Below are 22,974 nucleotides of genomic sequence, written 5' to 3' on the forward strand. Positions count from 1 at the left end.
CACCGTCAAAGCTCCTTTAGCGTCTAATGGACGCCAAAGGAGCTTTTGCTTGACCACTTTAGCTTAGCCGCTCCGTATCCTGCGTCCGCTCGACCAATACGCGCATCAGGCCTTTTAAGACATGCAGCTTCTGGAAGCAGAACGCAAATACCTGCTCCCGCGTCAGCTCTAGGAGAATTGTGCGGCTGCTTGCGGTACAATCGGCTGAGCGGGGCTGGCCGTCGATGATGGCCATTTCCCCGAAGCATTGCCCAACGCCAAGCGCTGCCAGCTGCTCGGAGCCTTTATGCACCTGAATCGTGCCATCGATAATGCCATACATGCTGTCGCCATCCTCACCGATTGCACAAACCCGCTCGCCTGCCTCATACACCGATTCCTCGACCATTTGGGCAAGCCTGATAAAGTCATCCTGCGAGCAATGGGCAAATAGGCTGATTTTCTGAAGCACCAGAATGCGCCTTATCATCGTTTCGTTACGGTCCTCGTCTGCCAGCGCCGTTATCGCAGGTGTATCTTCAGCTACAGTCGCCTCTAACGCAGCTTCTAGCTGGCTCGATGCGACCTTGTCATTCGTAGAGCGCAAACGAAGCGACAACAGCTTCATCAGCTCCATGGCGATCTCGGTCCGGTCGAAAATAATTTCATAAAACGCATCCGAGGTCAGCTCATACAGCTTAACATCCTCTTCCGCGAGGACGGTAGCAGAGCGTACCCTATCCGTAATAACGCTAATCTCTCCAAAATAAGCATAAGCGCCCAGCTCATTGACTTTATTTCCGTTAATATAGATGCCGGCCTTGCCTTGCTCAATCAGATATAGAGAATCCCCGTTTTCCCCTTGGCGGACGATTTCGGCTCCTTTGGGCAGCGATAGCGGCTGCAGCCGCTGTGCGATATTATAGAAATCCCGGCCCGTTAAACCGGCAAACAAGGTGACGCGCTTCAGCAGTTGAACCTGCTTCATTAACGTTGCTTGCGCGCGTTCCTCTTCCGTTGCTCTCAAGTCGTCGATGCTTACATTGATCCAGGGATCGTTTTGGGCATAAAACCAGCGCAGTGCTTTCTCCTTACGCTCCAGAGAGGTAGAATCATGTCTGCCAACAGCCGCTGCTAAAATGATTTTGGTCATATCGGTCCGCAGCTTACCCTTCAGCAGTTGGTCAATGACTTCGATCGCATTCGCCTGCTGCCTAGCATTGCCATCCTTCCAATTCGTATAGACCGCATGAATGGCCTTTGAATCGTAAAGAAAGGCGAGCAATTGAAAAATCCGCTTCACATGCCGCTGCCGCATTTGTTCGATTGCTTCAGAGAGCTCGGCCTCATCGCCTGTGAGGCTAATCGCCTTGCTATGCTCTACCCATTCGAAGTAGTAGGCCATTTCTTGATCGATTAGATGTTCCGCATGTTTCTTATCTACTTGAGTATCTTCCGCATGGATCCGCGCAGCCGATTCGAGTACTTTCTCCCGAAGCTCATGGGTGAACAGCAGGTAATGCTGAAGCAAGGAATCGAGCGCTGCCTGCGTCCCGATTTCCTCCAGCACGCGCGGCAGGTGAAGATGGAGCTCTTTCGCAGTCATGTATCCTTCAAGCAAGGGGAGGATGACGGCTTCCTCGTAATTTTTTAACGCAGCTGTGGCTTGCTCCCTGACCTTACTGTCATTAAGAAGTGGAATCACATGCTTAACGAGCTCAGGTACCCGCAGAACGGCAGCGGATTCCAATGCCCGGATACGAACGAGCGGCGAAGCATCCTCCAGCATCGGAATTAACGGTTTATAAAAGCTGGCGATGCCAATTTGTCCAAACAAGCTTGCCATAGCAATTCGTTCCTCTTCCTGGCCGTTCTCCAGCAGCTGCTTCAAGACGCCAACGGCATGGAACATGCCCTCAATCCCATAGTATTTAATAAGGCCGACAATAGCAGCTGCCCGAATCTCAACTTCCGCTTCATGCAAGTAAGCGGTTATGCGCTCCAACTGTTCTTCCTTCGCATAAGCAGCCAAAGCCAGAATGGCAGGTGCGCGAAGAGCAGCGCTTTGGCTAGAGAGATGCTCTTCAAGCAAGCTATCTGCACCTACAGGCGTTTCGGACTGTATGAATTTCAAAGCCTCGATCTGCATTTCCTGAACCGGATGCTGGAGAAGCGCTGTGATTGGCACATTCATATCAAATTCCTTAATGCCGCTTAATAATTTGAAGGCATATAACGCTTCTTGCTTGTCATGGCTGTGCAGGGCCGTTGAAAGAATCTGAATGCTGGCGGGATCGACGAAATCAGGTTCGTCCTGTGGGTCCATCCCCTTAGATTGCAAGGTGGAGAGCAGCATGCTCAGATAGGTTTTTTTGATTTTCACAGCGGCAAAGATACAGCAGCCAATCAGCGCGAGTATAAAATAACTGAACTGCTCGATGCTGAACCATTGCGATAGCACAATGAGGCTAATCGCCGCAATCCCCTTGGCTCCATTGCGTACGATGCCATCGAGAAACCCCTTGGCTTTGCCTCGCCACTCCGGCGAGACCGGGAACATGATAAGCTGGCTGACAGAGGAATAAATCGTATCGCCGAGCACTTTATCGCTTGCTTTAACCGCAGTTGCGACGGCTAGCACAGGCATAAGCAGCAGGGCGAAGCTGCCGGTGAACAAGGCAATGGGAAATACGAGAATGGCTAGCATGACGCCGAAACGGGTAATGATTTTGCCGGAGATGAATAACTGGATAAACAGCGCCAGCAATCCCGCAAAGCCGTAGAAGCTGCCCATAAAGCTGGCGAGCTCTTCATTTTGCAGAGTGCCCCGCAGAATCACTTTGAATTGGTAGTCGATAAGCGTAAGCGAAATCGTGAGCGTTCCGGCCATAATGGCTACATATTTGAGATGGGGCACGCTTTGGAATAAGCCTTGTTTTTCTTCTTTTACACGTGTCCGTGCTTTGGAGATTTTCTTGAGATTGGATTTGATTGCAAAAAACTCTACAGGACTTGGTACGCCTCGCAAAAGCCTCAGAACAAACAATAGGCAGAGCAGCTGCGCCGCCGCATAGATGAAAATCAAATTTTCGGTGCCAAGCGGCTGCACAAGCAGCTTGAGGCCGAAGCCGCTCAGAATACCGCCGACTAGGCCGCCGCTTCCGACAAGCCCGATCATGCGCTTCGCTTTGCGTTGGTCCATGATGGAGGTGGCAAATTGCCAGAAGCAGACGATCATGAGAAAGTTGAGTACATCGTAGCCGACATAGATGACGGGGAAGATCCAGCCAAAGCCGATCCCGACTGCAACTCTCGAGAGGAGCGCAAGAGCAGAGGCCGTGATGATGACGCTGACAACCATTTGATCGGTCCTGAAACGACCGCATAATTTCTGATAGATAAAGCCGGTGAGCAGGAGAATTGCCGCTTGGGGCAAATACATGTAGGACAAGACGGAAGCGTCATATCTGCTGAGGAATAAGGTGTCCGCGGCTGTTCGGCTGATCGTTGAGGCGGAGACGATAAAGAAGAGGTAGCCGAATAAGGAAAAGATTTTGGTATATTCCGCCCGGTCGGACTGGAATTGGCGCGTGAATAGCGTCAGCGGGTTGGTCACTCGGTTGCTGGACATGTTTCTTATTCCTCTCTATTTATCTTCTTGCTTGTAGGCTTCTAAGAAGATTAGTATATATGAAAAAAATACATATTGGAACAAACTTTGCTAGTTTTCAGCGTTATTCGCATAGGCAATGAGACCTACGGAATTGGTGTGCCATTAAGCGAAGCGAGAAGACCGTTTCGGCGAGGTTCATTGACCCTTTATAGGTGAGTATTATAGGCATATGTTATGATGGAAGGAACAGAACATAGAGAGCATATTACTAATTGGAGTGGATGCATAATGGCTTCTGAAATGACGGAAATCGAGAATAGTGAGAAGCATGAACATAAAGATAAACAGCTGATTGCGGTTATTTATTCCGATGGGCTGTTTATGCTGGACTGGCAAGCAACGAATCAGAAACTGGATACGGGCGTTATTGCGCTCCAGATAGAAATAGATAAGCAGTACCAGCAAAATAGTGAGCGATTTTGGTTTTGGCTGGGACTCGTCCGAGGCTCTGAAGGTTTATCGGAATCACTGGGCTATCTTGTACGCCTAGCGGGCGCTTTTGTAAGGAAGCTTGTCCAAAATCCCGATATTGAATTGCTTAGAGAGCAGGCAACCGTAGAGATCGATGATGAGGAGATCGCAGGCTTCATTCAAAATGCCCCTTATATGATTGGCATGCATTATTTGGACAAACACTGGATAGAGAAAGCATGGGAATCGATCCATGATGCGTATAAAAACCGTCTTCAAAGCTACAGCGGAAGCATAGCGCAGCTATTTATGGAAAGTGAGTCTCCCATCCATTTTGTAGGGCGCGTATACTTTCATCTGGTCGAAAATAAGAAGGAAGGAGAATATCCTTTCTCCTTCTTATCCACGTATGCAGCCGAGCTTTCGCCTGAGGGCAAGTCCAGGCATCTTCCGCTCAAAAACGCTTTGCTGGAATACGGCGAAAATAGCCGGAAGCTGATAGAGCTGCTGTCCACGGTCCATAAAGCATCCGAGCAGAGCGACTTTATAGCCGAGCTTGTTGAATCAGGCGATATTTTTTATCCCATCGGCTTGACGGTGGAGGAAGCTTACACGTTTCTTAAGGAAGTAGCCCAGTATGAAGAAGCCGGCATCTTATGCCGCATACCGAAATGGTGGAAAAATAAATCAGACTCGCTCAAATTGTCCGTCAGCATTGGGGACAAGCAGCCTTCTTATGTAAATACCGAGGCCCTACTCGGCTTCGATGCCGCGCTGTGGCTTGGCGGAGATGCGATTTCGAAAGCTGAATTGCAGCAGCTGCTGGCAGAGGAAGAAGGGCTTGCCTTCATTAAAGGCAAGTGGGTGGAAGTGAATCATAAGCGCCTTCAAGAGGCGCTCAAAGCGTATGAACAGGCCCAGCAATGGAACGACAATTCCAGTCTGACCCTAATTGATGCGATGCGAATGAAGCTAAGCGCAAGCAAGCTGCTGAAGGTGTCGGAGGAAGTAGTCGAGCTGGATATCTCGAATGGCGAATGGCTTGAATCGGTGATGAATCGCTTGAGGCACCCGAATGAGCTGGAGTCGCTTGTTTCTGCCGGAGCGGATTTCCACGCCGATTTGCGGGTTTATCAGGAGCGAGGGCTAAACTGGCTGCATTTGATGAAAACAATTGGTTTAGGCGCCTGCCTTGCCGATGATATGGGCTTAGGGAAGACGATTCAGGTGATTGCGCTGCTGAACTATGTGCGAACTCGAAATCAAGAGAAGGCGCTGCTGGTGGTGCCCGCATCCCTCATTGGCAACTGGATGAGCGAGATCGGGAAATTTGCTCCATCTCTCCGCTATTATGTCTATCACCCTTCTGAAAATAAAGAAATAGCCGAGGATGACGGTAGTCTGGAATCGCATGAGCTGTTCATTACAACCTATGGCATGCTCGCCAAATATGATTGGCTCTTAAACCGGACATGGGACACGTTAATTTTGGATGAAGCCCAAGCCATTAAAAATCCAGGCACCAAGCAGACCAAGCTGGTGAAGCAGATCAAGGCTTCCTATCGAATCGCCATGACCGGAACGCCGATCGAGAACCGTTTGGCTGATCTATGGTCCTTATTTGATTTCTTGAACAAAGGGCTGCTTGGTACCGCCAAGGAATTTACGCAATTTACGAAAAATATGCGTGAATCCCAAGATGGCTATGCAAGGTTGAAGCAGGTGGTCAGCCCGTTTATTCTAAGAAGATTAAAGACGGACAAGACGATCATTTCCGACCTGCCGGATAAAATTGAGATGAAGACTTATGCCTCCTTAACGAAAAAACAAGTCTTGCTTTACAACAAGCTCGTCAAAGATTTGCAGAAAAAAATAGAGTCGGCAGACGAGGGGATCGAGCGCAAAGGTCTTGTTCTTGGGGCGCTGATGAGGTTCAAGCAGATCTGCAATCATCCAGATCAGTATTTGGGGCAGCAGATGTACGCGGAAGAAGAAAGTGGAAAGTATGCGCGGCTGAGGGAAATATGCGAGACAATTTACGAGAAGCGAGAACGGGTCATTATTTTTACTCAGTTTAAAGAAATTACGGAATCGCTTCGCTCGTTTTTGGAGCAAATTTTTGAGCATAAGGGACTGGTTCTTCACGGGGAGACGGCGGTTAGCAAGCGCAAAGAGCTCGTAGCGGAGTTTCAAGGGAAGGAATACGTTCCTTTCATGGTGCTATCTATTAAAGCAGGCGGCGTGGGCTTGAATCTGACCTCAGCTAATCATGTCATTCATTTTGATAGATGGTGGAATCCGGCTGTCGAGAATCAGGCGACGGATCGCGCATTTCGGATCGGGCAGTTAAAAAATGTGATCGTTCACAAGTTTATCACGCAGGGTACGGTTGAAGAGAAAATTGATCTGATGATTGAGGCTAAGAAGAAGCTGTCGGATGAGATTGTTCCAGATATTCAGGAAAGCTGGATTACGGAAATGGATAACGAGCAAATCATGGATTTAATGCGATTGTCCATATAATGGCGGAAGGGAGAGAGCACGATGGCATTTTACAACGAGTTCCCGGAATATGTTCCTGTTGCTGAGAAGAAGAGAATCGCGGAGAGAGCGGTTGAAAAGCTTAAAGAGAAGGGTCAGGACATTTCACCGATTGTCATAACGGGACGAACGATTACGAAGACGTGGTGGGGCAAGTCCTGGTGCGATAATCTGGAAAGCTACTCTGATTATTCGAATCGAATCGATCGGGGACGCAGCTATGTTCGTCATGGAGCGGTACTCGATCTTCAGATTTCCGAAGGCAATGTGACTTCTTTGGTTCAAGGCAGCACTTCTAAGCCGTATAAAGTCGAAATTATGATTGCCCCCTTGTCTAAGATGCTATGGGATGACATCGTCAAGGAATGCGCGGGGAAAATTAATTCGCTGCAGGAGCTTATGGGCGGTAAATTCCCGAAGGGGCTATCCGAGCTGTTTACGATGAAAGGCAAAGGGCTGTTTCCAGCCCCTAAGGAAATTAAGCTGGCATGCAGCTGCCCAGACTCGGCAAAAATGTGCAAGCATGTGGCAGCGGCGCTCTATGGCGTGGGCGCTCGTTTAGATGAAGATGCGGCGTTGTTCTTTTCCTTGCGCGGCGTGGATATCGACAACTTAATCTCCTTGTCTCTAGCGCAGACATCGGAATCGATGCTCGGCAAGTCGAAGGGCAGGAGTCGACGAGTCATGGAAGATGCCGACATTTCCGAATTGTTTGGCATTGAGCTGGATATGGGAGAAACGGCAGGGAAGAAGAGCAAACGTGCTGGGACAAGCCCGAGTACTGGCGTGAGCATTAGTAAGAGCGAGAGTGTAAGCAAGGACACGAGTGGTAGTGTGAGTGAGAGCGCAAGCGCAAGCACAAGCAAGGGTAAACGTGCGAGAAAAGATACGGGTAGTAGTGTGAGCACGACAAGAAAAAGTTCGAGAAGACGGAGTGAGTGACCCCTAACTGTGAAGGAGGTCGTTGATGGAGCTCAGAGGGAACATTCTTAGTGTTTGAGAGCACGGTTGATGAGGAGCTGGTGAGTAACAAATGAAAATACAGTCAAGCAATCAAAGCTCTGTTCTTAAGCTGGTACACATCCAATCCGAACATCGGCATCTGCCTAGTATCAGTCTCTCCGTTTCTGTAGCCGATAACGGGTTTTGCGGAGAGAATCCGGAAGTGTGGTTTGAAGCCGATGAAGTTACCAGGTTTGTTACAGCGCTCCAAAAGATGGACCGGGGGCGAAAAGGTTCTGCAGCGCTAACGAGCATAAGTCCAGACGAATGTTTTCTTGCGATTAGAAGTGTGGACCAAAGCGGGCATCTCGTTCTCGAATATCAGCTATCCAGACATGTTTATTTGGAACATTCATCCCAAAAGAGACTAGTTTTCGGTGGCTTTGATTTGAATCCGACTGATCTTGAGCGTATGCATAAGTTTTTCTCAGCGATAGCTGCTGGTTGAATACAACTCTGATAGCAAGCTAGGAACTGAAGATATGGCTTTGAGCCGAAATTTCAGCTGGTTTTTTAAAATGTAGAAAGATTGTTATGCAAATAACAGGCTCATCTGGGAAAAGGTTCGAGTTCCATCTAACTAAGTATCCCAGTGGACAAATCGCTTATTCCTAGTTCGATTTTGTTATTTTAGATGGAATTTCTACCGCTATATTAGAAGATTTTACTCTTTTGCGTCATTTAGCAGGAATTTATCCTGTTAAACCCATACAACCAACCCTAAAAGGCATAAAGAGGCTAGATTAACGGGATGAATTCCATCTATTTCTTTTTCTCAGCGAATAGCGCAATTTTAACGGGAGAAAATCCTGCTAAATCCTAACCACTCCACGCAAGCTCCCTTAACAAAGAAGAACAGCGTACTATTATGGCGTTTTCTTTCTTGTCATACTAGTCGTGCCTGTCTTGGTTCTCTTACTTCTCTTACTTTCGTTAGCTATGGTAACTTCAAATCTGATATAATCGCTCACTCAGATACGGCCAAAAGGAGTTTGCGCTTTTCTGTCATTTGTGTGTGGAATTATACTATCCTGCAGAGTGTGTGGAATAATGTATCTTGCAGATTAGCATTAACTTTAGAGTAACGAGTCATTACTTGAGCTCTATCCTGTATCTATGCAGCAGCCTGCCTTGATTTGGGGCTTTAGGGCTCAAAGAACCATTTCTATCTTGTATGGAATACAACATAGCCAACGATTACAGCTCCCAAATCGTCATTTACCTGCGAGAATGCAAGATAGGTTGACGGATATAATGGGGGTGACAGATTTTGCGCATGTAGATGAATCAAGCTGCTTTACCATGGTTTGAGAGTCAACATGGAGGCGGCTAACTGATTCACAAAGGCGAACAATTGAACATGCATGGCTCCAAATCAAAAAGGACGATAGCCCGGAGGAACCCGGTAATCGTCCTTCTATCGTTTAAGCTAACCAGTTGATCAGGTTAGTCGTTTTCGCACGCGCAAAGGTATCAAGCTTCTTTACCTTGGATTGCGGGGCACTCACTGGGACTCTCGCACTCTCACTTATAGTACTAACCTCTCTTTCCCCCTAACATCAAACCAACAACCTAACCAAAGCAGCGGTAACAATGCCGACAAGCACAGTGAGCAGGAGGCTTCTCGTTTTTAAGGCGGTAACTAGCGTGGGAATGGTCATGATGAGGTATACCCAGTTAATTACAGGCAAAGCAGGAACGGACTCAATGGGGTGAATCGCTCCTTGGACAATCAGAGCCGTCAGCAGGCAAACGGGAATATACGCCAACCATTTGACCACAGAAGCAGGAAGCTTTAGCTTACGTATGGCGACAAAAGGAAGGATTCGTGGAATGAACGTGACGATGGCGCAGCCGAGTATGATAAGCAATACGTTCAGATCAACCTTCATTTTTCGGTCACCGCCCCGATGGCAGCGCATAGCACTGTTGCAAGCAGAACTGCGATATAGATCGAGAAAAATGCAGAGAAAACGTAGACGGCAACAGACGTATAAGCAATGAGCACAAGATAGTGCCTCAGCTTAGACGAAGGCAAGGCTACCAATTGCAAAACAAGAAGTGCGATAAACATCGCAGTCAATGCAAAATCCAGTCCCATCGCCTCAGGGTTTCCGATCCAGCTGCCCATATAGCCTCCAAGGAGGCAGGAAGCGATCCATGTGAGATAGGCGGTGACGTTCAGTCCATTCATCCAGCGGTCGCTTAGCGGCAGGCCTTTGGAAGTGCGCAGTGAAGCGACTCCAAACGATTCATCTGTCAGCAGCGCGCCGATGCCAATATTTTTTAGCAACGAATAACGGGTGAAGTGGGTGGACAGCGCCGCACTCATTAGAAAATGTCGCAGGTTGACGATAAACACGGTGGCGATAATCGCAGAATGCGGGCTTGCGGCGGCGACCATAGCGCAAAAAATGAACTGGGAAGCCCCTGCATACACGAGCGCCGACAATAGCCCTATTTCCATAATGCTTAAATTTGCGGAGTTCCCAACAACCCCCGCAGCCAATCCAATGCCGATGTAACCAAGAAGAGTAGGGATACAGTCCCGCACGCCCTGTTTGAAAGTGAGCTGCTCTTCTTTTGCTAGCTGTAGATCCATTTCCAACGTAACGGCCTCCTTGTTCCAACCATTATACATGAAGAATTGGGAGCGAATTAAGGGGAGTTTGCCAAAAAATCGGTCGATTGGCAGGCTGTAGCTCTTGCGATGAGCCGTTAATCGAGATATTGCGATAAAAAATCATCTATCTATTGTAAATGAGAATCGTTATCATTTATAATGATAGTTGTAATCGCTAGGCTGACAAGTTTAGAAGGGAATGAAATGGCTCAATGAAAATGAGTGATCACCTATTGCTATGGAATCAAGCCTCGATCAAAGTGATGGACGTGCGTCACACTGTCATGGAGCCGGGGGATGAGCTGCGATCCTATCGATTGCCTGCGAGTACTTTCGTATATACGGTTCGAGGTAGCGCGCAGGTGTGGATGGATGGAAATGCAAGCTTTGTAGATCGGTTTCATGTGCTGCATGGTGGCAAGGGGATGTGCCTGGATATTGCTGCCCAGGACTTTTTTGAATATTATATGATTTTTTATAAAGCGATTCTGGCCTTGCCTGCACGCCAGCCCTTGGTGAAGCTGATGGAGACGGACAACCCGTTTCAGCTCCAATACAGCTTTGCCCCAGAATATCCGATTCCTTTATATCATCGAGTAGAGCGGATGGAGCAAGAGTGGCTGCAGCCGAGCATGCTGGAGAAATTACATATAAAAATTTTATTCTATCAATTTGTACATGAGCTGTTAAGCCAGGTAAGCAAGCAAGGCGTTCAAGGCAAAAGGGTAGATCTTGTCTCGCAAGCGATGCGCTATCTTCAGGAGCATTATGCAGATCGGGTCACGCTCGATGAGCTGGCCGAGCTGCTTGATTGCAGTGTGAGCTACTTGTCGCGGAAGTTTAAGCAAACGGTAGGGAAGAGCCCCATTGATTATATGATAGCGCTTCGCATCGACAGGGCGAAGGAGCTTCTGCTGAATACGGATGCCACGCTGCAAGAGATTGCGGAGAGTGTTGGCTTCTCGGATGACAGTTATTTTAACCGGATGTTCAAAAAGCAGGTTGGCCTGTCGCTAGGTCAATTTAAAGCAAAGGTTCAAAATAATCCTGCCGATCGTTCAAGATATGCAATTGTCCCACGCAGACTCAGACGTTATAGTGGTAATGGTTATGAAAATCATTATCAATACAAGAAAGTGGGAATATCTCCAATGTACAGAGGAACAAGAACACCGATGGCTGCATCACTATTGCTTTGTTTTATTTTGTTGCTGAGCGCTTGCTCAACAGGTACGTCAAATACGAATTCAGCCAATGGCGGCTCTAATGCGACGAGCACGAATGTCTCGACAACAGCTCCCGCTTCAACGGATGCGGCATCTGCCGAAGCACCGCGCGTCATTAAGCACGCGATGGGAGAAACAACGCTAACAGGCACGCCTGAGCGTGTCGTTATTCTTACAAACGAAGGCACGGAGGCACTGCTTGCCGTAGGCATTAAACCGATCGGAGCTGTCCAATCCTGGATTGGCGATCCCTGGTATGACCATATCAAGGATGAAATGCAGGATGTGACTGCAGTTGGCGATGAATTGCAGCCGAACATTGAAATGATCGCCAGCCTGAAGCCTGATCTAATTATTGGAAACAAGGTTAGACAGGAAAAGATATATGACCAGCTCAATCAAATCGCTCCAACAGTTTTTGCGGAAGACTTAGGCGGAGACTGGAAAATCAATTTCAAGCTTTATATGGAAACGGTCAATAAGACCGAAGAGGGCGATAAGGCGATGGCTGAATTCGATAAGCGCGTTGCCGAGGTCAAAGCGAAAATTGGCAGCAAAGCGGATACAAAAGTATCCGTAGCACGCTTCTCAGCTTCCCAGGTCCGTATTTACCAGAAGCAAACGTTCTCTGGCGTTTTGTTGAACGATCTTGGCTTCGCGCGTCCGGAATCGCAGGACAAGGATTCCTTCATTGAAGTCATGTCCAAGGAAACTATTCCTAGCATGGACGGAGACGTGTTGTTCTATTTTGTCACAGAAGCAGTCGGCAAGACGGATGCTGCCAAAGTGGTGGAAGAGTGGATGAATGATCCTCTATTCAAAAAATTAAATGTCGTGCAAAACAACAAGGTTGTGCAAGTAGATGAAGCGATTTGGAATACGGCTGGCGGCTACAAGGCTGCAAATCTGCTGCTTGATGAGATTGTTGCTTATTTTGACATCAAGTAATTTGGCATAAAGGATACGCAAGCTGACGTCGTGACTACCAGACGTCAGCTTATTTATGATGAAAGGAATGAATTAATATGGCTTTAGGGCTGCACAGCCGCAGGAGCAAGCTTGCGGGTTTGATCATTGGCTCTCTGCTTCTGCTTGCCGGCATGCTTGCCAGTATCCTGTATGGCATCCATACCTTTGAGATTAGAGATGTATGGCTGGCGTATACCCAATTTGATGACTCCGACGCTCATATTATCATTACAAACACACGGATGCCTCGTGCGCTCATTGCGGCTGCGGTAGGGGGAAGCCTCGCTATGGCGGGGGCCATCATGCAGGTGCTGACGAGAAATCCGTTGGCCTCGCCTTCCATTTTCGGCATTAACGCAGGTGCGGTGTTGTTTATCGTAATCGCATTAGCCATTCTCGGTTCTTCGCTGACGATGAGCGGCATGGTATGGATTGCTCTGCTGGGTGCGGCAGTCACATCGCTGCTTGTGTTTACGCTTGGTTTCCAGGGCAGAGGCGGCTTTGAGCCGATCAGGCTCACACTAGCTGGCGCATCCGTTGCAGCGTTTGCTTCCTCTGTGACTTCTGGCATTATGCTGGTGAATAAGCAATCGCTGGAGGCCGCCTTGTTTTGGATGATTGGTTCGGTATCAGGCAGACAAATCGATCATCTGCTCATCGTACTGCCATATCTCGTTGTGGGCTGGATTTTGTCGCTGCTGCTGGCTGGCTCTCTTAATGTCATGGCGCTAGGAGATGATAGCGCGAAAAGCCTCGGTCAACGGATGCTGCTCATCCGGGGACTATCTGTTATTGCTGTAGTTTTTCTGGCGGGCAGTTCAGTTGCCACCGCTGGTCCTATCGCTTTCATCGGCTTGATTGTGCCTCATCTTTGCCGAGCTCTGGTAGGCAACGACTATCGCTGGCTGCTGCCCTATTGCGCATTAACGGGTGGCCTGCTGCTCGTATGTGCGGATCTGGTTTCACGCTTCATTCTCATGCCCAAGGAAGTTCCGGTTGGCGTTGCAACCGCGCTTATTGGCGTGCCATTCCTGATTCATGTGGCGAGAAGGAGGAAGCATGCATAAAGGAAAAACTCAAAAGGCAGTGTTGATATTAGCCGGGCTTAGTCTCGCAATGCTTGCGTTAGCTATCGTTTGTTTGTCCGTTGGAGGGACGAGCTTTCCCTTTAAGGAGACGCTTCTCTCTCTTGTCGGCAAGAACGAAGAAGCAAGCAACTTGATCATTATACAGTTCCGTTTGCCGCGTATCCTCGCTGCTATATTGATCGGGGCCGCTCTGGCGGTTGCTGGTGCCGTGCTTCAAGGTGTCATTCGCAACCCGCTGGCCTCTCCGGATTTGCTGGGCGTGACGGGAGGTGCATCGGTAGCCGTCGTTGCGTTTATGACTTTGTTCACTGGATATAGCATTCACTGGGTACCGGTCATTGCTGTCGCCGGAGCATTCCTTACGGCTGCCACAAACTATGCATTAGCTTGGAAAAATGGCATTTCCCCCTTTAGGCTTGTCCTAATCGGTATAGGCATATCAACCGCAATGGGCGCGCTGACGATGTTTTTGCTTATTAGCGGTCCGGCTTATTTAGCACCACAGGTGCTGAACTGGATGACAGGCAGCATCTACGGAACGAATTGGAAGTATATCGAGGTGCTATGGCCGTGGGTCGCTGTGTTTATCCCACTGTCCATCCTTTACGCCAAAGAGCTGAATGTGCAATCGCTTGGAGAAGCGACAGCTGTCGGACTCGGGAGCAGGCTCCAGCTTAGCCGGATGGTCTTGTTGTTTTATAGCGTTGCGCTTGCAGGAGCTTCGGTCGGCGTTGCAGGGACGATCTCGTTTATCGGATTATTGGCGCCGCATATGGCAAGAAGACTTGTTGGTCATTCGTATAAGCTGGTCATCCCCGTATCGGCAGTGCTTGGCGCTATGATTTTGTTGCTTGCGGATCTGGCCGGACGCATGCTCTTCCTGCCGCTTGATATCCCTGCGGGCGTATTCACCGCTGGCATCGGCGCGCCGTTCTTTATGTATCTGCTATTTAAACGAAAAGCTGCGGGATGATGGCTTCACTCCATTTGATTTAGAAGGAATTTTTCCCGCTATATTAGATGGTTTTGGTGAATTTGATCATTTTAATGGAATTTCTCCCTCTAATTCCGGACAACTAGCCGAAAACACCTTGAAACCGCTAAATTAACGGGACAAATTCCATTTATTTGTTTTGATCCGCGATTAGCGCTAGTTTAGCGGGACAAATTCCAGCTAAATTCTAACCTGCCTTAATCGTGTCCTTAATACGGATGCATAGGCAATGCTCTTATCATCTTCACCTTGCTTATCTAGTTAGACGAGTGGAAAGAGTATGTTAGTGGTAGCAGTGAGTGGCTGATGGTGGTTAATAGAACGGTTGGCTTATGGAGATACTTTAAGGCGCCGCTATCCTGTATGTTTGCAGGGGAGTGGCGCTTTTTGGGCAACTGAGCAAGTTCTATCCTGCACCACTGCATTAGAAATGCTCAGTATTAATCCAATTTGCCCCCGCAAGAGCGTTTATAGTGTATGAAATACATGATAGATGCCGGAGAGGGGTGAAAAAGCCGCGCTATACTGCTATCATGCAGGATAAATAACTTATCCAGCTATCCTACTGAGTTGCTTAACCACTCGTTCCCCGAATGTCGAGCCATCTTACCGAGCTGCTTAACCACTCGTTCCCCGAATGTCGAGCCATCTTACCGAGCTGCTTAACCACTCGCTCCCCGAATGTCGAGCTATCTTACCGAGCTGCTTAACCACTCGCTCCCCGAGTGTTCAGCCCTCCTACTGAGCGGCGGTTACTCCATGTCTCTCTCACCCTTATAACTCCAGTTTTACATATTGTATATTACCTAGTTCACGATAACCCCTCCATTAGTGCTGGCATTAGATACCCCATTTTCGGAACGACTATCCGCATTTTGAGATGAAAAGTCGATATTCGCTTATATTCGAATGCTGAAATGGTATGATAGTACCAGAAGATTTCCAATAGATGTTTTTACGCAGTTTAATTTCAATAGACTTAATTTATTTTCTTAATGTTGGGATGACGTTACTATTTTTCAGCCTGGATGTGTGCAGATTTCGGTCAAGCTGTCCGAAGAGCCTGCATATGCTTATGCAGGGACCTAATCGGATTTAGCATATTCGTTCTATTTTCAGAAAACAGCACAGGCATGCCCGAAAACAGGATTAGGGGTTTTATGGTAAAATGCAAAGGTGAATGGGATAAGCGGCTGCAACAAAAATTGGAAAATCAGAACGGAGTGGGAAGTATGGGATTGATCATTGGAATCGGCATTGTGGTCATTGTGGTCATCTATGTCATTGCAACGTATAACGGATTGGTGAAAATGAGGAATTGGGTGAAGGAAGCCTGGAGCCAGATTGATGTGCAGCTTAAGCGCAGGCATGATCTGATCCCGAATCTCCTTGAGACGGTGAAAGGCTACGCCAAGCATGAGCAGGAAACGTTGAAGCTGGTTATTCAAGCCCGCAACCAAATGCTCAGCGGAACGCCCAACGAGAGAATAGAGGCGGATAACCAGTTGCAAGGCGCATTGAAATCGATTTTTGCGCTTAGCGAAGCGTATCCCGACCTGAAAGCGAATCAGAACTTTCTGAGCTTGCAAGAAGAGCTGACCAATTCCGAGAACAAAGTGGCGTTTTCCCGCCAGCTCTACAACAAGACGGTAGCCGAATATAATATCAAGCGCGAATCATTCCCGTCCAATATCATTGCGGGCATGTTCAGCTTTAAAGAGGAACAGCTGCTGACCACTCCCGAGGCGGAGAAAATCGTTCCGAAAATCACGTTCTAATGCGGCAGCAAAAACAATTAATTAAGGCGACACCCATGTGCGCCAAAGCAAAGGATGTCAGCTATGCTGTATAAACAGATTGAACAAAATAAGCGGAAAACGCTGCTGCTTGTCCTGCTCTTTGGCGTGATCGTGCTTGGAGCGGGCACGGCAATCGGGTATTTAAGCTCCGGCGAGCTATGGCCCGGGACTATTTTGGCTGCTGTCATTTTGGTATTTTATTTGCCAATAACGTATTGGTCCGCAAGCTCACAGGTGCTTCGGATGTCAGGAGCGACGCTGGCAAGTCCGCAGAAATATAAGCAGCTGTATCATATCGTGGAGGAGCTATGCATTCCTGCGCGGATACCCGTACCGAAGATTTACGTCGTTAACGATCCTTCGCCGAATGCTTTCGCCACGGGTATCAAGCCCGAGAAAGGAGCGGTCGCCTTTACGACCGGCCTGCTGGAGCAGTTGAACCGGGAGGAGCTTGAGGCCGTTGCTGCCCATGAAATCGCACATATTCGAAATTATGACATTCGGCTAATGACCATTACGATTGCGCTCGTCTCCGTCGTTGTCATCATCGCCGATATCGGAACCCGCATGCTCTTCGTTCAGAGGAGAGGCAATGATAAGAAGACCCATCCTGCGGTCTATATTATTGCACTTGTGTTCGTGTTATTGTCTCCGCTTGCAGCAAGATTCGTCCATCTGGCGGTTTCCCGAAACCGCGAATATTTGGCTGATGCAACAGCTGTGGAGCTGACCCGTAACTCGCTGGGCCTGCAGAACGCTCTTCGCAAAATTAGCGCAAGCAGCCTGGATGTGCGCAAAGCCCGCAAAGCGACGGCGTCGCTTTATATTTCCAGTCCGTTCAGCAAGTATCGCAAAATAAAGCAAACCAGCTGGTTCAGCACTCATCCTTCACTTGAATCTAGAATCGAGCGGCTGGGCCGGATGTAGCTAAGGCAGAATTGGCAGCTTATTTCTAAAGCGCAAGGAGCCATACGCTAATTTATTGCCCCATTTTTATCATAAAATTAAAAGGTATTTCTTTTGAACCCCCTTGATCAGGGGGTTTTTGCTTATCCCATGCTTGTCTATTCGATGACGTTCCTGGCGAAATGCTAAAGATTGCTGTCCATAATGTGGGATTTACCGCATTAGGTCGTCTCCTTATTACCACTATACTTATTTGTGTAAGTGCTTTCAAAAGTGGTGAAGGGGGATGTGAAATGATGTTAACGGTACGAAAATGGTTTTGCTTTGCATTAGCGATAGCGGTTCTGGCGTCTGTGGTTATGATTCCAACGCCTGTCGCGCAGGCAGCAGCGGGGGAGGCAGCAGCCGCAGGAGCGGCTCCGGCTACCGTGTATTCTTATCAGCCGTCAGCAAAATATGCGGCTTCAACAAACTATTCCTTAAAGGCCAACGGGGTGGACATTCCGGTGGTCAAAGGCTTTAGCGATTACGATTATGCGAGCTTCTCGGTATCGGACGGTCCCGTAACGTATGAGCTGACCATACTGAATACGGATAAGGTGCATGAATATTCGATAAGCCCGAAGAAGCTGGGCATTACGCCGGACTCGGTTGTCGGCCGCACAATTACGTTTACGACGCAGAAGGATGAATATTTGATCATTATGATGAACAACCGGGCAACGCGTATGGTCATCGCAGCCGATCCGGCAGAGACCGATGTTCCGAATGCCTCCGGCGTGGGCATATATAATGTGACTGCCGCTCCGTACAACGTGACTACGACGGGGGAGAAAACGGGGGTGGCGGGAAGAACGGCTGCGCTTCAGCAAGCCATTGAAGATGCGAGCAGCTACGGCACCGCACAAGGGAACGGGAAGCAAGGCATCGTGTATGTTCCTTGCGGCACGTACTACATTGGGAATTTGGTGCTGAAAAGCAATACGGCGCTCTACATGCAGCCAGGCGCGACCTTTGTCGCAACGGGAAAGACGGCGGATTACACCGAGCATTGGTTTAAGGATTCGATGGGAAGGCCGGCGACATGGTGGATTTCCACCGCTTTTAACTCAACGAATATTAAAATTTACGGGCGAGGGACGATCGACGGCAACGGGCAAGCGCTGCACGATGATAAAAGCACGAATGGCAAGGGGATGATCAACAATCTGATCGTGCCTATCGCTACGTCTCATTTTAAAATGGATGGCATTACGGTTCGGGAATCGGCGGGCTGGGCAATCGTACCGACTCGCTCTAATGATCTGATATTTACCAATTTAAAAATGTTCAACAGCCTCGGCATGGGCGAGAACGACGGCATTGATATTTGCGAATCGCAAAACGTGGTCGTACGCAATTCCATTGGCATTGCCCTCGATGATCCATATTCAACGAAGGCGTGGCGCGAGGATACGGACATCTCCTCTGGGAAAGTGCCGTGGCCGGGCAGTCCCGAGCCGGTTCAGAACGTGCTAATCGAGGATGCCATTTCATGGACGCTATGCTACGGCTACAAAATGGGTCAAGGCGTCATGCAGGACCAGCAAAACATTACGTTCAAGAATGGGGTCGTTTACAAGGCTGCGGTTGGCTTTGCGATCCATCATAAATATGGAGCGGGCACCATCAGCAACGTGAGATTCGAGAATATGGACGTTGAAGATATTAGCGGCAGCAACGAAGACAACAGTGCATGGATGACCATGTTTACGATCAATGGCGGCAATGCAGGTGTTGGGCCAATTACAGGTGTAACGGTTAAGAACATCACGGTACGTGATATTGGGGAAGGCTTCTCCAAGCTGAAGGGGATGGAAGGGGCAGAAATTTCGGATATTACTTTTGAAAATATTTATTTGCCGGGCAAATCTGCTCCTGCAACGACTCTGCATGAGATGAACTTCCTGAGCAAGGAGCATTACAGCGGCGTCACGATTAAACCGGTGCAAAACCCGGAGCCAAGAACACGGACGAATCTGGCGCTGGGCCAGCCTGCCGTTGGCTCATCCAATGATGGTACGGTGGATACCTCGAGTTACGTAAATGACGGCAATCTGGCGACACGCTTTGGCTCCAAACGGGGCATCGATCCGAGCTGGATTTATGTCGATCTTGGCGAGAGCAAAGCGATAAACCAGGTAAAGCTCTATTGGGAGGGCGCCTATGGCAAAAGCTATCAGATCCAAGTCGCTAACGATATTAGCAGCGAGGCTAACTGGCAGTCCGTATACAGCACAACGAGTGGAAAAGGAGGAGTCGAGACCATTTCGTTCAACGAAACGAGTGCTCGTTATGTGCGCATGTACGGGACGGCAAGAGCGACGGTCTACGGGTATTCGCTTTGGGAGTTAGAAGTGTATGGCCCAGAGGTGTTTGCCGACAGCATTACGCTCAATAAGTCGGCATTTTCAGTGGCAACAGGCAATACGGAGCAGTTGAGTGCCTCTCTGCTTCCGGAGCAGACGACGAACAAAAAAGTAAGATGGTCATCGAGCAACGTGAATGTAGCTACTGTTAGTAATGGCGGGCTTGTCACCGCCATGGGGCTAGGAACGGCAACGATTACGGCAAAAACGCAAGACGGCGATCTAAGCGCAACGGCAGCGGTAACGGTGACAGAGCCGGAGGGACCGATGGCTCTGGTAACGCCAGACGATAGCCATATCCAATACATCGGACGCTGGGACAAAAGCTCCTCAAGCACATACAGCAGCTATTGGCCGGGGGCTTCTCTGCGAGTGGGCTTTACGGGAACGAATGTGAGATTAAAGCTGGCGGGCGAAACGGATCTTTTTGTCAAGGTGGATGACGGCGAGTACAAGCCATATATAGGCGTGAACGGCACGGTCTTGTTGACGCCGACTCCATTAGAAGAAGGAAACCATACGCTGACAGTTTCTTCACGGGACGTGAAGGATGTGCTTGCTTTTGAAGGGTTGCTGCTTGACGATGGGGCGGCTACAGTACCAATGCCTGAAAGAGAGCACTTCATTGAATTTATTGGCGATTCCATCACGGTGGGCTATATGACTCCGGATGTATCGATCGCCTCGTATGCGTGGCAGGCAGGCGAGAAGTTAAACGCGGATCATACGCAAGTTGCGTATACGGGCATCTGTTTGCAGACGGGGGTGGCCTGCTACGCGCCTAATGCACTTGGGATGAGCGAGCAATATTTCAAGCTGCAAACCGGGGACTATCCGGGTTCTCCTGCATGGAATTTCAGTACTTATGAGCCAACGGCCATTGTTATTAATCTGGGCACGAATGATGCGAAGTTCAATGTGAGTGATGAGGATTTTCAAAATACGTATACGGCCTTTCTAGCGGATATTCGGGCTAAATTTCCGGCTGCACATCTGTTTGTGCTGAGAACGCTAGGCGGCTTCAAAGCAGATCCGACGCTAGCGGCGGTAAACAGCCGAATCAGCGCAGGCGACAAGCTGCTGCATTATGTGGATACGACTGGTTGGGTAGCCAATTATCCGTCAGCAGATTTCGTGGACAGCCTGCATCCCTCTGCGGCTGGCCATACGAAAATCGCAAACCGATTAGTAGACTACATGAAGCCATACTTGGACCCAACGGACCCAACGGACCCAACGGACCCAACAGACCCCACTGATCCTGTGGATCAGCTGTTGCCGCCTGCTTTGAATGAAATAGCAGCTGGAAATGGAGAGGCCAGCTTGAGCTGGACTGCTGTAGATGGCGCTTCGGGTTATAAAATCTTCATCAGCACAACTTCTGGCGTGTATGATCATGAAGCAGCTACCGTCACCAGCTCTGTTTATTCTTATGTAGCCAAAGGCTTAAGCAATGGGCAGACGTATTATTTTGTAATTAAGGCTTATGGCGAGGCGGGTGATAGTCTTGCATCTGTTGAAAGAAGCGTTGTTCCAACGGCAGGGGGTTCACCTGTAGGACCAACCACTCCGCCACAGCCGAATAAACCGACAAGCACGGATTTTAAAGTATTAGTAAATGGCAGGGCAGAGCAGCTAGGAACCATTGAAACGTCCGTAAAGGACGGGAAAACCGCAACGACGGTTAAGCTCGATCCTGTGAAGCTGGCGAGTAAGCTGGCTGCGGAAGGAGAACAAGCGGTTATTACCATTCGTGCGGAATCGTCTCCGGATCAGTTTATTGCCGAGTTAACGGGTGAACTGCTGGATCACTTACAGAACAAGGATGCTGTCATTGAGCTTCAAACAGAAGCTGGTACTTACACGTTGCCTGCAAAAAGTATTAAAACAGATGTTTGGGCAGCAGCTGAGCGTTCGGCGATAAAAATTGAATTGGCTATTAATAAGCCAAATGAGGAGATGCAGCAGCTTTTGAAAGCAGCGGCATTGACAGGCGGCTTTACGCTGGTAGGTTCAGCTCTTGATTTTACAGTTTCGGCGAGCTTTGGAGAGAAGAGAGTAGCTATCGATAGCTTTAATCGTTATGTGAAGAGAAAGATTATTCTAACTGACGGCATTAGTGTGGATGAAAATACGACCGGAATTGTGGTAGATCCGGATGGCTCGGTACGCCATGTGCCGACCAAGATTGTGCAGATGGATGGCAAAGCTTTTGCCGAAATAAGCAGCTTAACGAACAGTATGTATTCGCTCGTTCAATTTAAGGTTTCGTTTAAGGATATGAAGGGGCATTGGTCGGAAGCGGCAGTTAAAGAACTGAGCAGCCGACTGATCGTTAACGGAGCTTCCGAGGGGCGGTACCAACCTGATCAGGGAGTTACGCGCAGCGAGTTTGCAGCGATGCTCGTTCGGGCGTTGGGACTTAAGCCAGTGAAGGAAATCGTTCCATTTAATGATGTCAATCAAACAGCCTGGTATGCGACTGCAGTTCAGACTGCGCATGCCAACGGTTTAATCGAAGGGTTCGAGGATGGCACCTTCCGTCCGGGAGCACTCCTATCGCGAGAGCAGGCGATGACGATTCTAGCCAAAGCAATGAAGCTTACGGGCTTAAAGGATAAATGGCCTGCTGCCAATACGGAAACGCTGCTGCAAGGGTTCGCGGATCGAGCGTTGGTTGCGGACTGGGCGCTAAGCGGTATTGCAGATTGCTTGCAGAGCGGGCTCGCCAAAGGAAGAACGCCTAGCGAGCTGGCGCCTAAAGCCATCCTTACCCGTGCAGAAGTTGCTGTACTGGTGCAGCGTTTATTACAAAAATCGGATTTGATTTAAGCGAATAACGGTAACGTTGGACATTCGATATCCGAGGCATACACAAACTTTGGTGCCAAATAAGAAAACTTAGCAGGGTGGGGCTGTCCTACAGCGGTGTTTAACGGCTGTGGGGCAGCCTTTTGTCGATCATGGCCATTGAGCAGGCTTCATTAATACCTTACTCAACATGTAAAAGGTCTTCTTTCGATTTGAGCCCTGAATTTAGAAGGAATTTCTCCCGCTAAACTAACGTTATTCGCTTGTGATATGTAATAGGTGGAATTAATACCGTTAATCCGACGGTTTTACACCATTTGGGTTGGAATTGTCCGTATTAGAGGGAAAAATTCCATCTAAATGACCTGAAATTGCGTAATTGATTAAAATAGCGGGACATATTCCCGTTAAATGAACCGCAGCAAAATTTTCAGCACAGACGACATCATTACCTTACGAAAAATCAACTCATCGAATGAAAACAGCTAGCAACTCGCCTTTTGCACGAATAGTGTTGTTGAATATTGCACCTCATGATAGATAG

12 protein-coding genes are annotated in these 22,974 nt (G+C 48.6%); 9 read left to right on the top strand and 3 right to left on the bottom strand.

Annotation, left to right across the window (positions count from 1 at the left end; genetic code table 11):
* Positions 1-58: 58 nt before the first annotated feature.
* Positions 59-3,610: an Npt1/Npt2 family nucleotide transporter gene (locus FJQ58_RS07545; protein WP_139991873.1), complete on the bottom strand. Its 3,552-nt coding sequence runs from the start codon at positions 3,608-3,610 to the stop codon at positions 59-61.
* Positions 3,611-3,880: 270 nt separating this feature from the next.
* Between FJQ58_RS07545 and FJQ58_RS07550 the strand changes: the two genes are divergently transcribed.
* From FJQ58_RS07550 to FJQ58_RS07560, 3 genes are all read left to right on the top strand, one after another.
* Positions 3,881-6,586, top strand: coding sequence for a DEAD/DEAH box helicase (locus tag FJQ58_RS07550; RefSeq protein ID WP_202915229.1), 2,706 nt, complete (start codon positions 3,881-3,883; stop codon positions 6,584-6,586).
* 21 nt (positions 6,587-6,607) lie between these two features.
* A complete protein-coding gene (locus FJQ58_RS07555) occupies positions 6,608-7,546 on the top strand; it encodes an SWIM zinc finger family protein (RefSeq protein WP_139991875.1) in 939 nt (312 codons plus the stop codon).
* Positions 7,547-7,637: 91 nt separating this feature from the next.
* Positions 7,638-8,054, top strand: a complete 417-nt coding sequence (locus FJQ58_RS07560; protein ID WP_139991877.1) for a WapI family immunity protein — start codon at positions 7,638-7,640, stop codon at positions 8,052-8,054.
* A gap of 1,111 nt (positions 8,055-9,165) precedes the next feature.
* On the opposite strand, the gene FJQ58_RS07565 is transcribed toward FJQ58_RS07560, so the two are convergent.
* Positions 9,166-9,498 carry an AzlD domain-containing protein gene (locus FJQ58_RS07565; protein WP_139991879.1) on the bottom strand — a complete coding sequence of 111 codons (333 nt, stop codon included), beginning with the start codon at positions 9,496-9,498 and terminating at the stop codon, positions 9,166-9,168.
* Positions 9,495-10,208, bottom strand: coding sequence for an AzlC family ABC transporter permease (locus tag FJQ58_RS07570; RefSeq protein ID WP_139991913.1), 714 nt, complete (start codon positions 10,206-10,208; stop codon positions 9,495-9,497). Before FJQ58_RS07570 ends, FJQ58_RS07565 begins: the two co-directional genes overlap by 4 nt.
* Positions 10,209-10,441: 233 nt before the next feature.
* On the opposite strand from FJQ58_RS07570, the gene FJQ58_RS07575 reads away from it, so the two are divergent.
* The 6 genes from FJQ58_RS07575 to FJQ58_RS07600 all read left to right on the top strand — a co-directional run bounded on the left by FJQ58_RS07575 (position 10,442) and on the right by FJQ58_RS07600 (position 22,451).
* The gene (locus FJQ58_RS07575) at positions 10,442-12,403 is read left to right on the top strand and encodes an AraC family transcriptional regulator (RefSeq protein ID WP_139991881.1); all 1,962 of its coding nucleotides are present in this window, start codon (positions 10,442-10,444) and stop codon (positions 12,401-12,403) included.
* 77 nt (positions 12,404-12,480) lie between these two features.
* A complete protein-coding gene (locus FJQ58_RS07580) occupies positions 12,481-13,491 on the top strand; it encodes a FecCD family ABC transporter permease (protein ID WP_139991883.1) in 1,011 nt (336 codons plus the stop codon).
* Positions 13,484-14,485 carry a FecCD family ABC transporter permease gene (locus FJQ58_RS07585; protein ID WP_139991885.1) on the top strand — a complete coding sequence of 334 codons (1,002 nt, stop codon included), beginning with the start codon at positions 13,484-13,486 and terminating at the stop codon, positions 14,483-14,485. Before FJQ58_RS07580 ends, FJQ58_RS07585 begins: the two co-directional genes overlap by 8 nt.
* 1,253 nt (positions 14,486-15,738) lie before the next feature.
* Positions 15,739-16,284, top strand: a complete 546-nt coding sequence (locus FJQ58_RS07590; RefSeq protein WP_139991915.1) for a LemA family protein — start codon at positions 15,739-15,741, stop codon at positions 16,282-16,284.
* Positions 16,285-16,347: 63 nt separating this feature from the next.
* On the top strand, positions 16,348-17,232 hold the full coding sequence (locus FJQ58_RS07595; protein WP_139991887.1) for a M48 family metalloprotease: 885 nt from the start codon (positions 16,348-16,350) through the stop codon (positions 17,230-17,232).
* Between the two features lie 272 nt (positions 17,233-17,504).
* Entirely contained in the window at positions 17,505-22,451 is a 4,947-nt protein-coding gene (locus FJQ58_RS07600; RefSeq protein WP_139991889.1) for an S-layer homology domain-containing protein, read from the top strand.
* Positions 22,452-22,974 lie beyond the last annotated feature (523 nt).

It is taken from the genome of Paenibacillus paridis (assembly GCF_006345825.1).
In the GTDB taxonomy this organism is placed as follows: domain Bacteria; phylum Bacillota; class Bacilli; order Paenibacillales; family Paenibacillaceae; genus Pristimantibacillus; species Pristimantibacillus paridis.

Bases quoted from the DNA above. Each gene is read 5' to 3' on its own strand.
- FJQ58_RS07570 (WP_139991913.1), bottom strand. From the start codon at position 10,208: ATGGATCTACAGCTAGCAAAAGAAGAGCAGCTCACTTTCAAACAGGGC.
- FJQ58_RS07595 (WP_139991887.1), top strand. From the start codon at position 16,348: ATGCTGTATAAACAGATTGAACAAAATAAGCGGAAAACGCTGCTGCTT.
- FJQ58_RS07575 (WP_139991881.1), top strand. From the start codon at position 10,442: ATGAAAATGAGTGATCACCTATTGCTATGGAATCAAGCCTCGATCAAA.
- FJQ58_RS07545 (WP_139991873.1), bottom strand. From the start codon at position 3,610: ATGTCCAGCAACCGAGTGACCAACCCGCTGACGCTATTCACGCGCCAA.
- FJQ58_RS07600 (WP_139991889.1), top strand. From the start codon at position 17,505: ATGATGTTAACGGTACGAAAATGGTTTTGCTTTGCATTAGCGATAGCG.
- FJQ58_RS07550 (WP_202915229.1), top strand. From the start codon at position 3,881: ATGGCTTCTGAAATGACGGAAATCGAGAATAGTGAGAAGCATGAACAT.
- FJQ58_RS07590 (WP_139991915.1), top strand. From the start codon at position 15,739: ATGGGATTGATCATTGGAATCGGCATTGTGGTCATTGTGGTCATCTAT.
- FJQ58_RS07555 (WP_139991875.1), top strand. From the start codon at position 6,608: ATGGCATTTTACAACGAGTTCCCGGAATATGTTCCTGTTGCTGAGAAG.
- FJQ58_RS07580 (WP_139991883.1), top strand. From the start codon at position 12,481: ATGGCTTTAGGGCTGCACAGCCGCAGGAGCAAGCTTGCGGGTTTGATC.
- FJQ58_RS07565 (WP_139991879.1), bottom strand. From the start codon at position 9,498: ATGAAGGTTGATCTGAACGTATTGCTTATCATACTCGGCTGCGCCATC.
- FJQ58_RS07585 (WP_139991885.1), top strand. From the start codon at position 13,484: ATGCATAAAGGAAAAACTCAAAAGGCAGTGTTGATATTAGCCGGGCTT.
- FJQ58_RS07560 (WP_139991877.1), top strand. From the start codon at position 7,638: ATGAAAATACAGTCAAGCAATCAAAGCTCTGTTCTTAAGCTGGTACAC.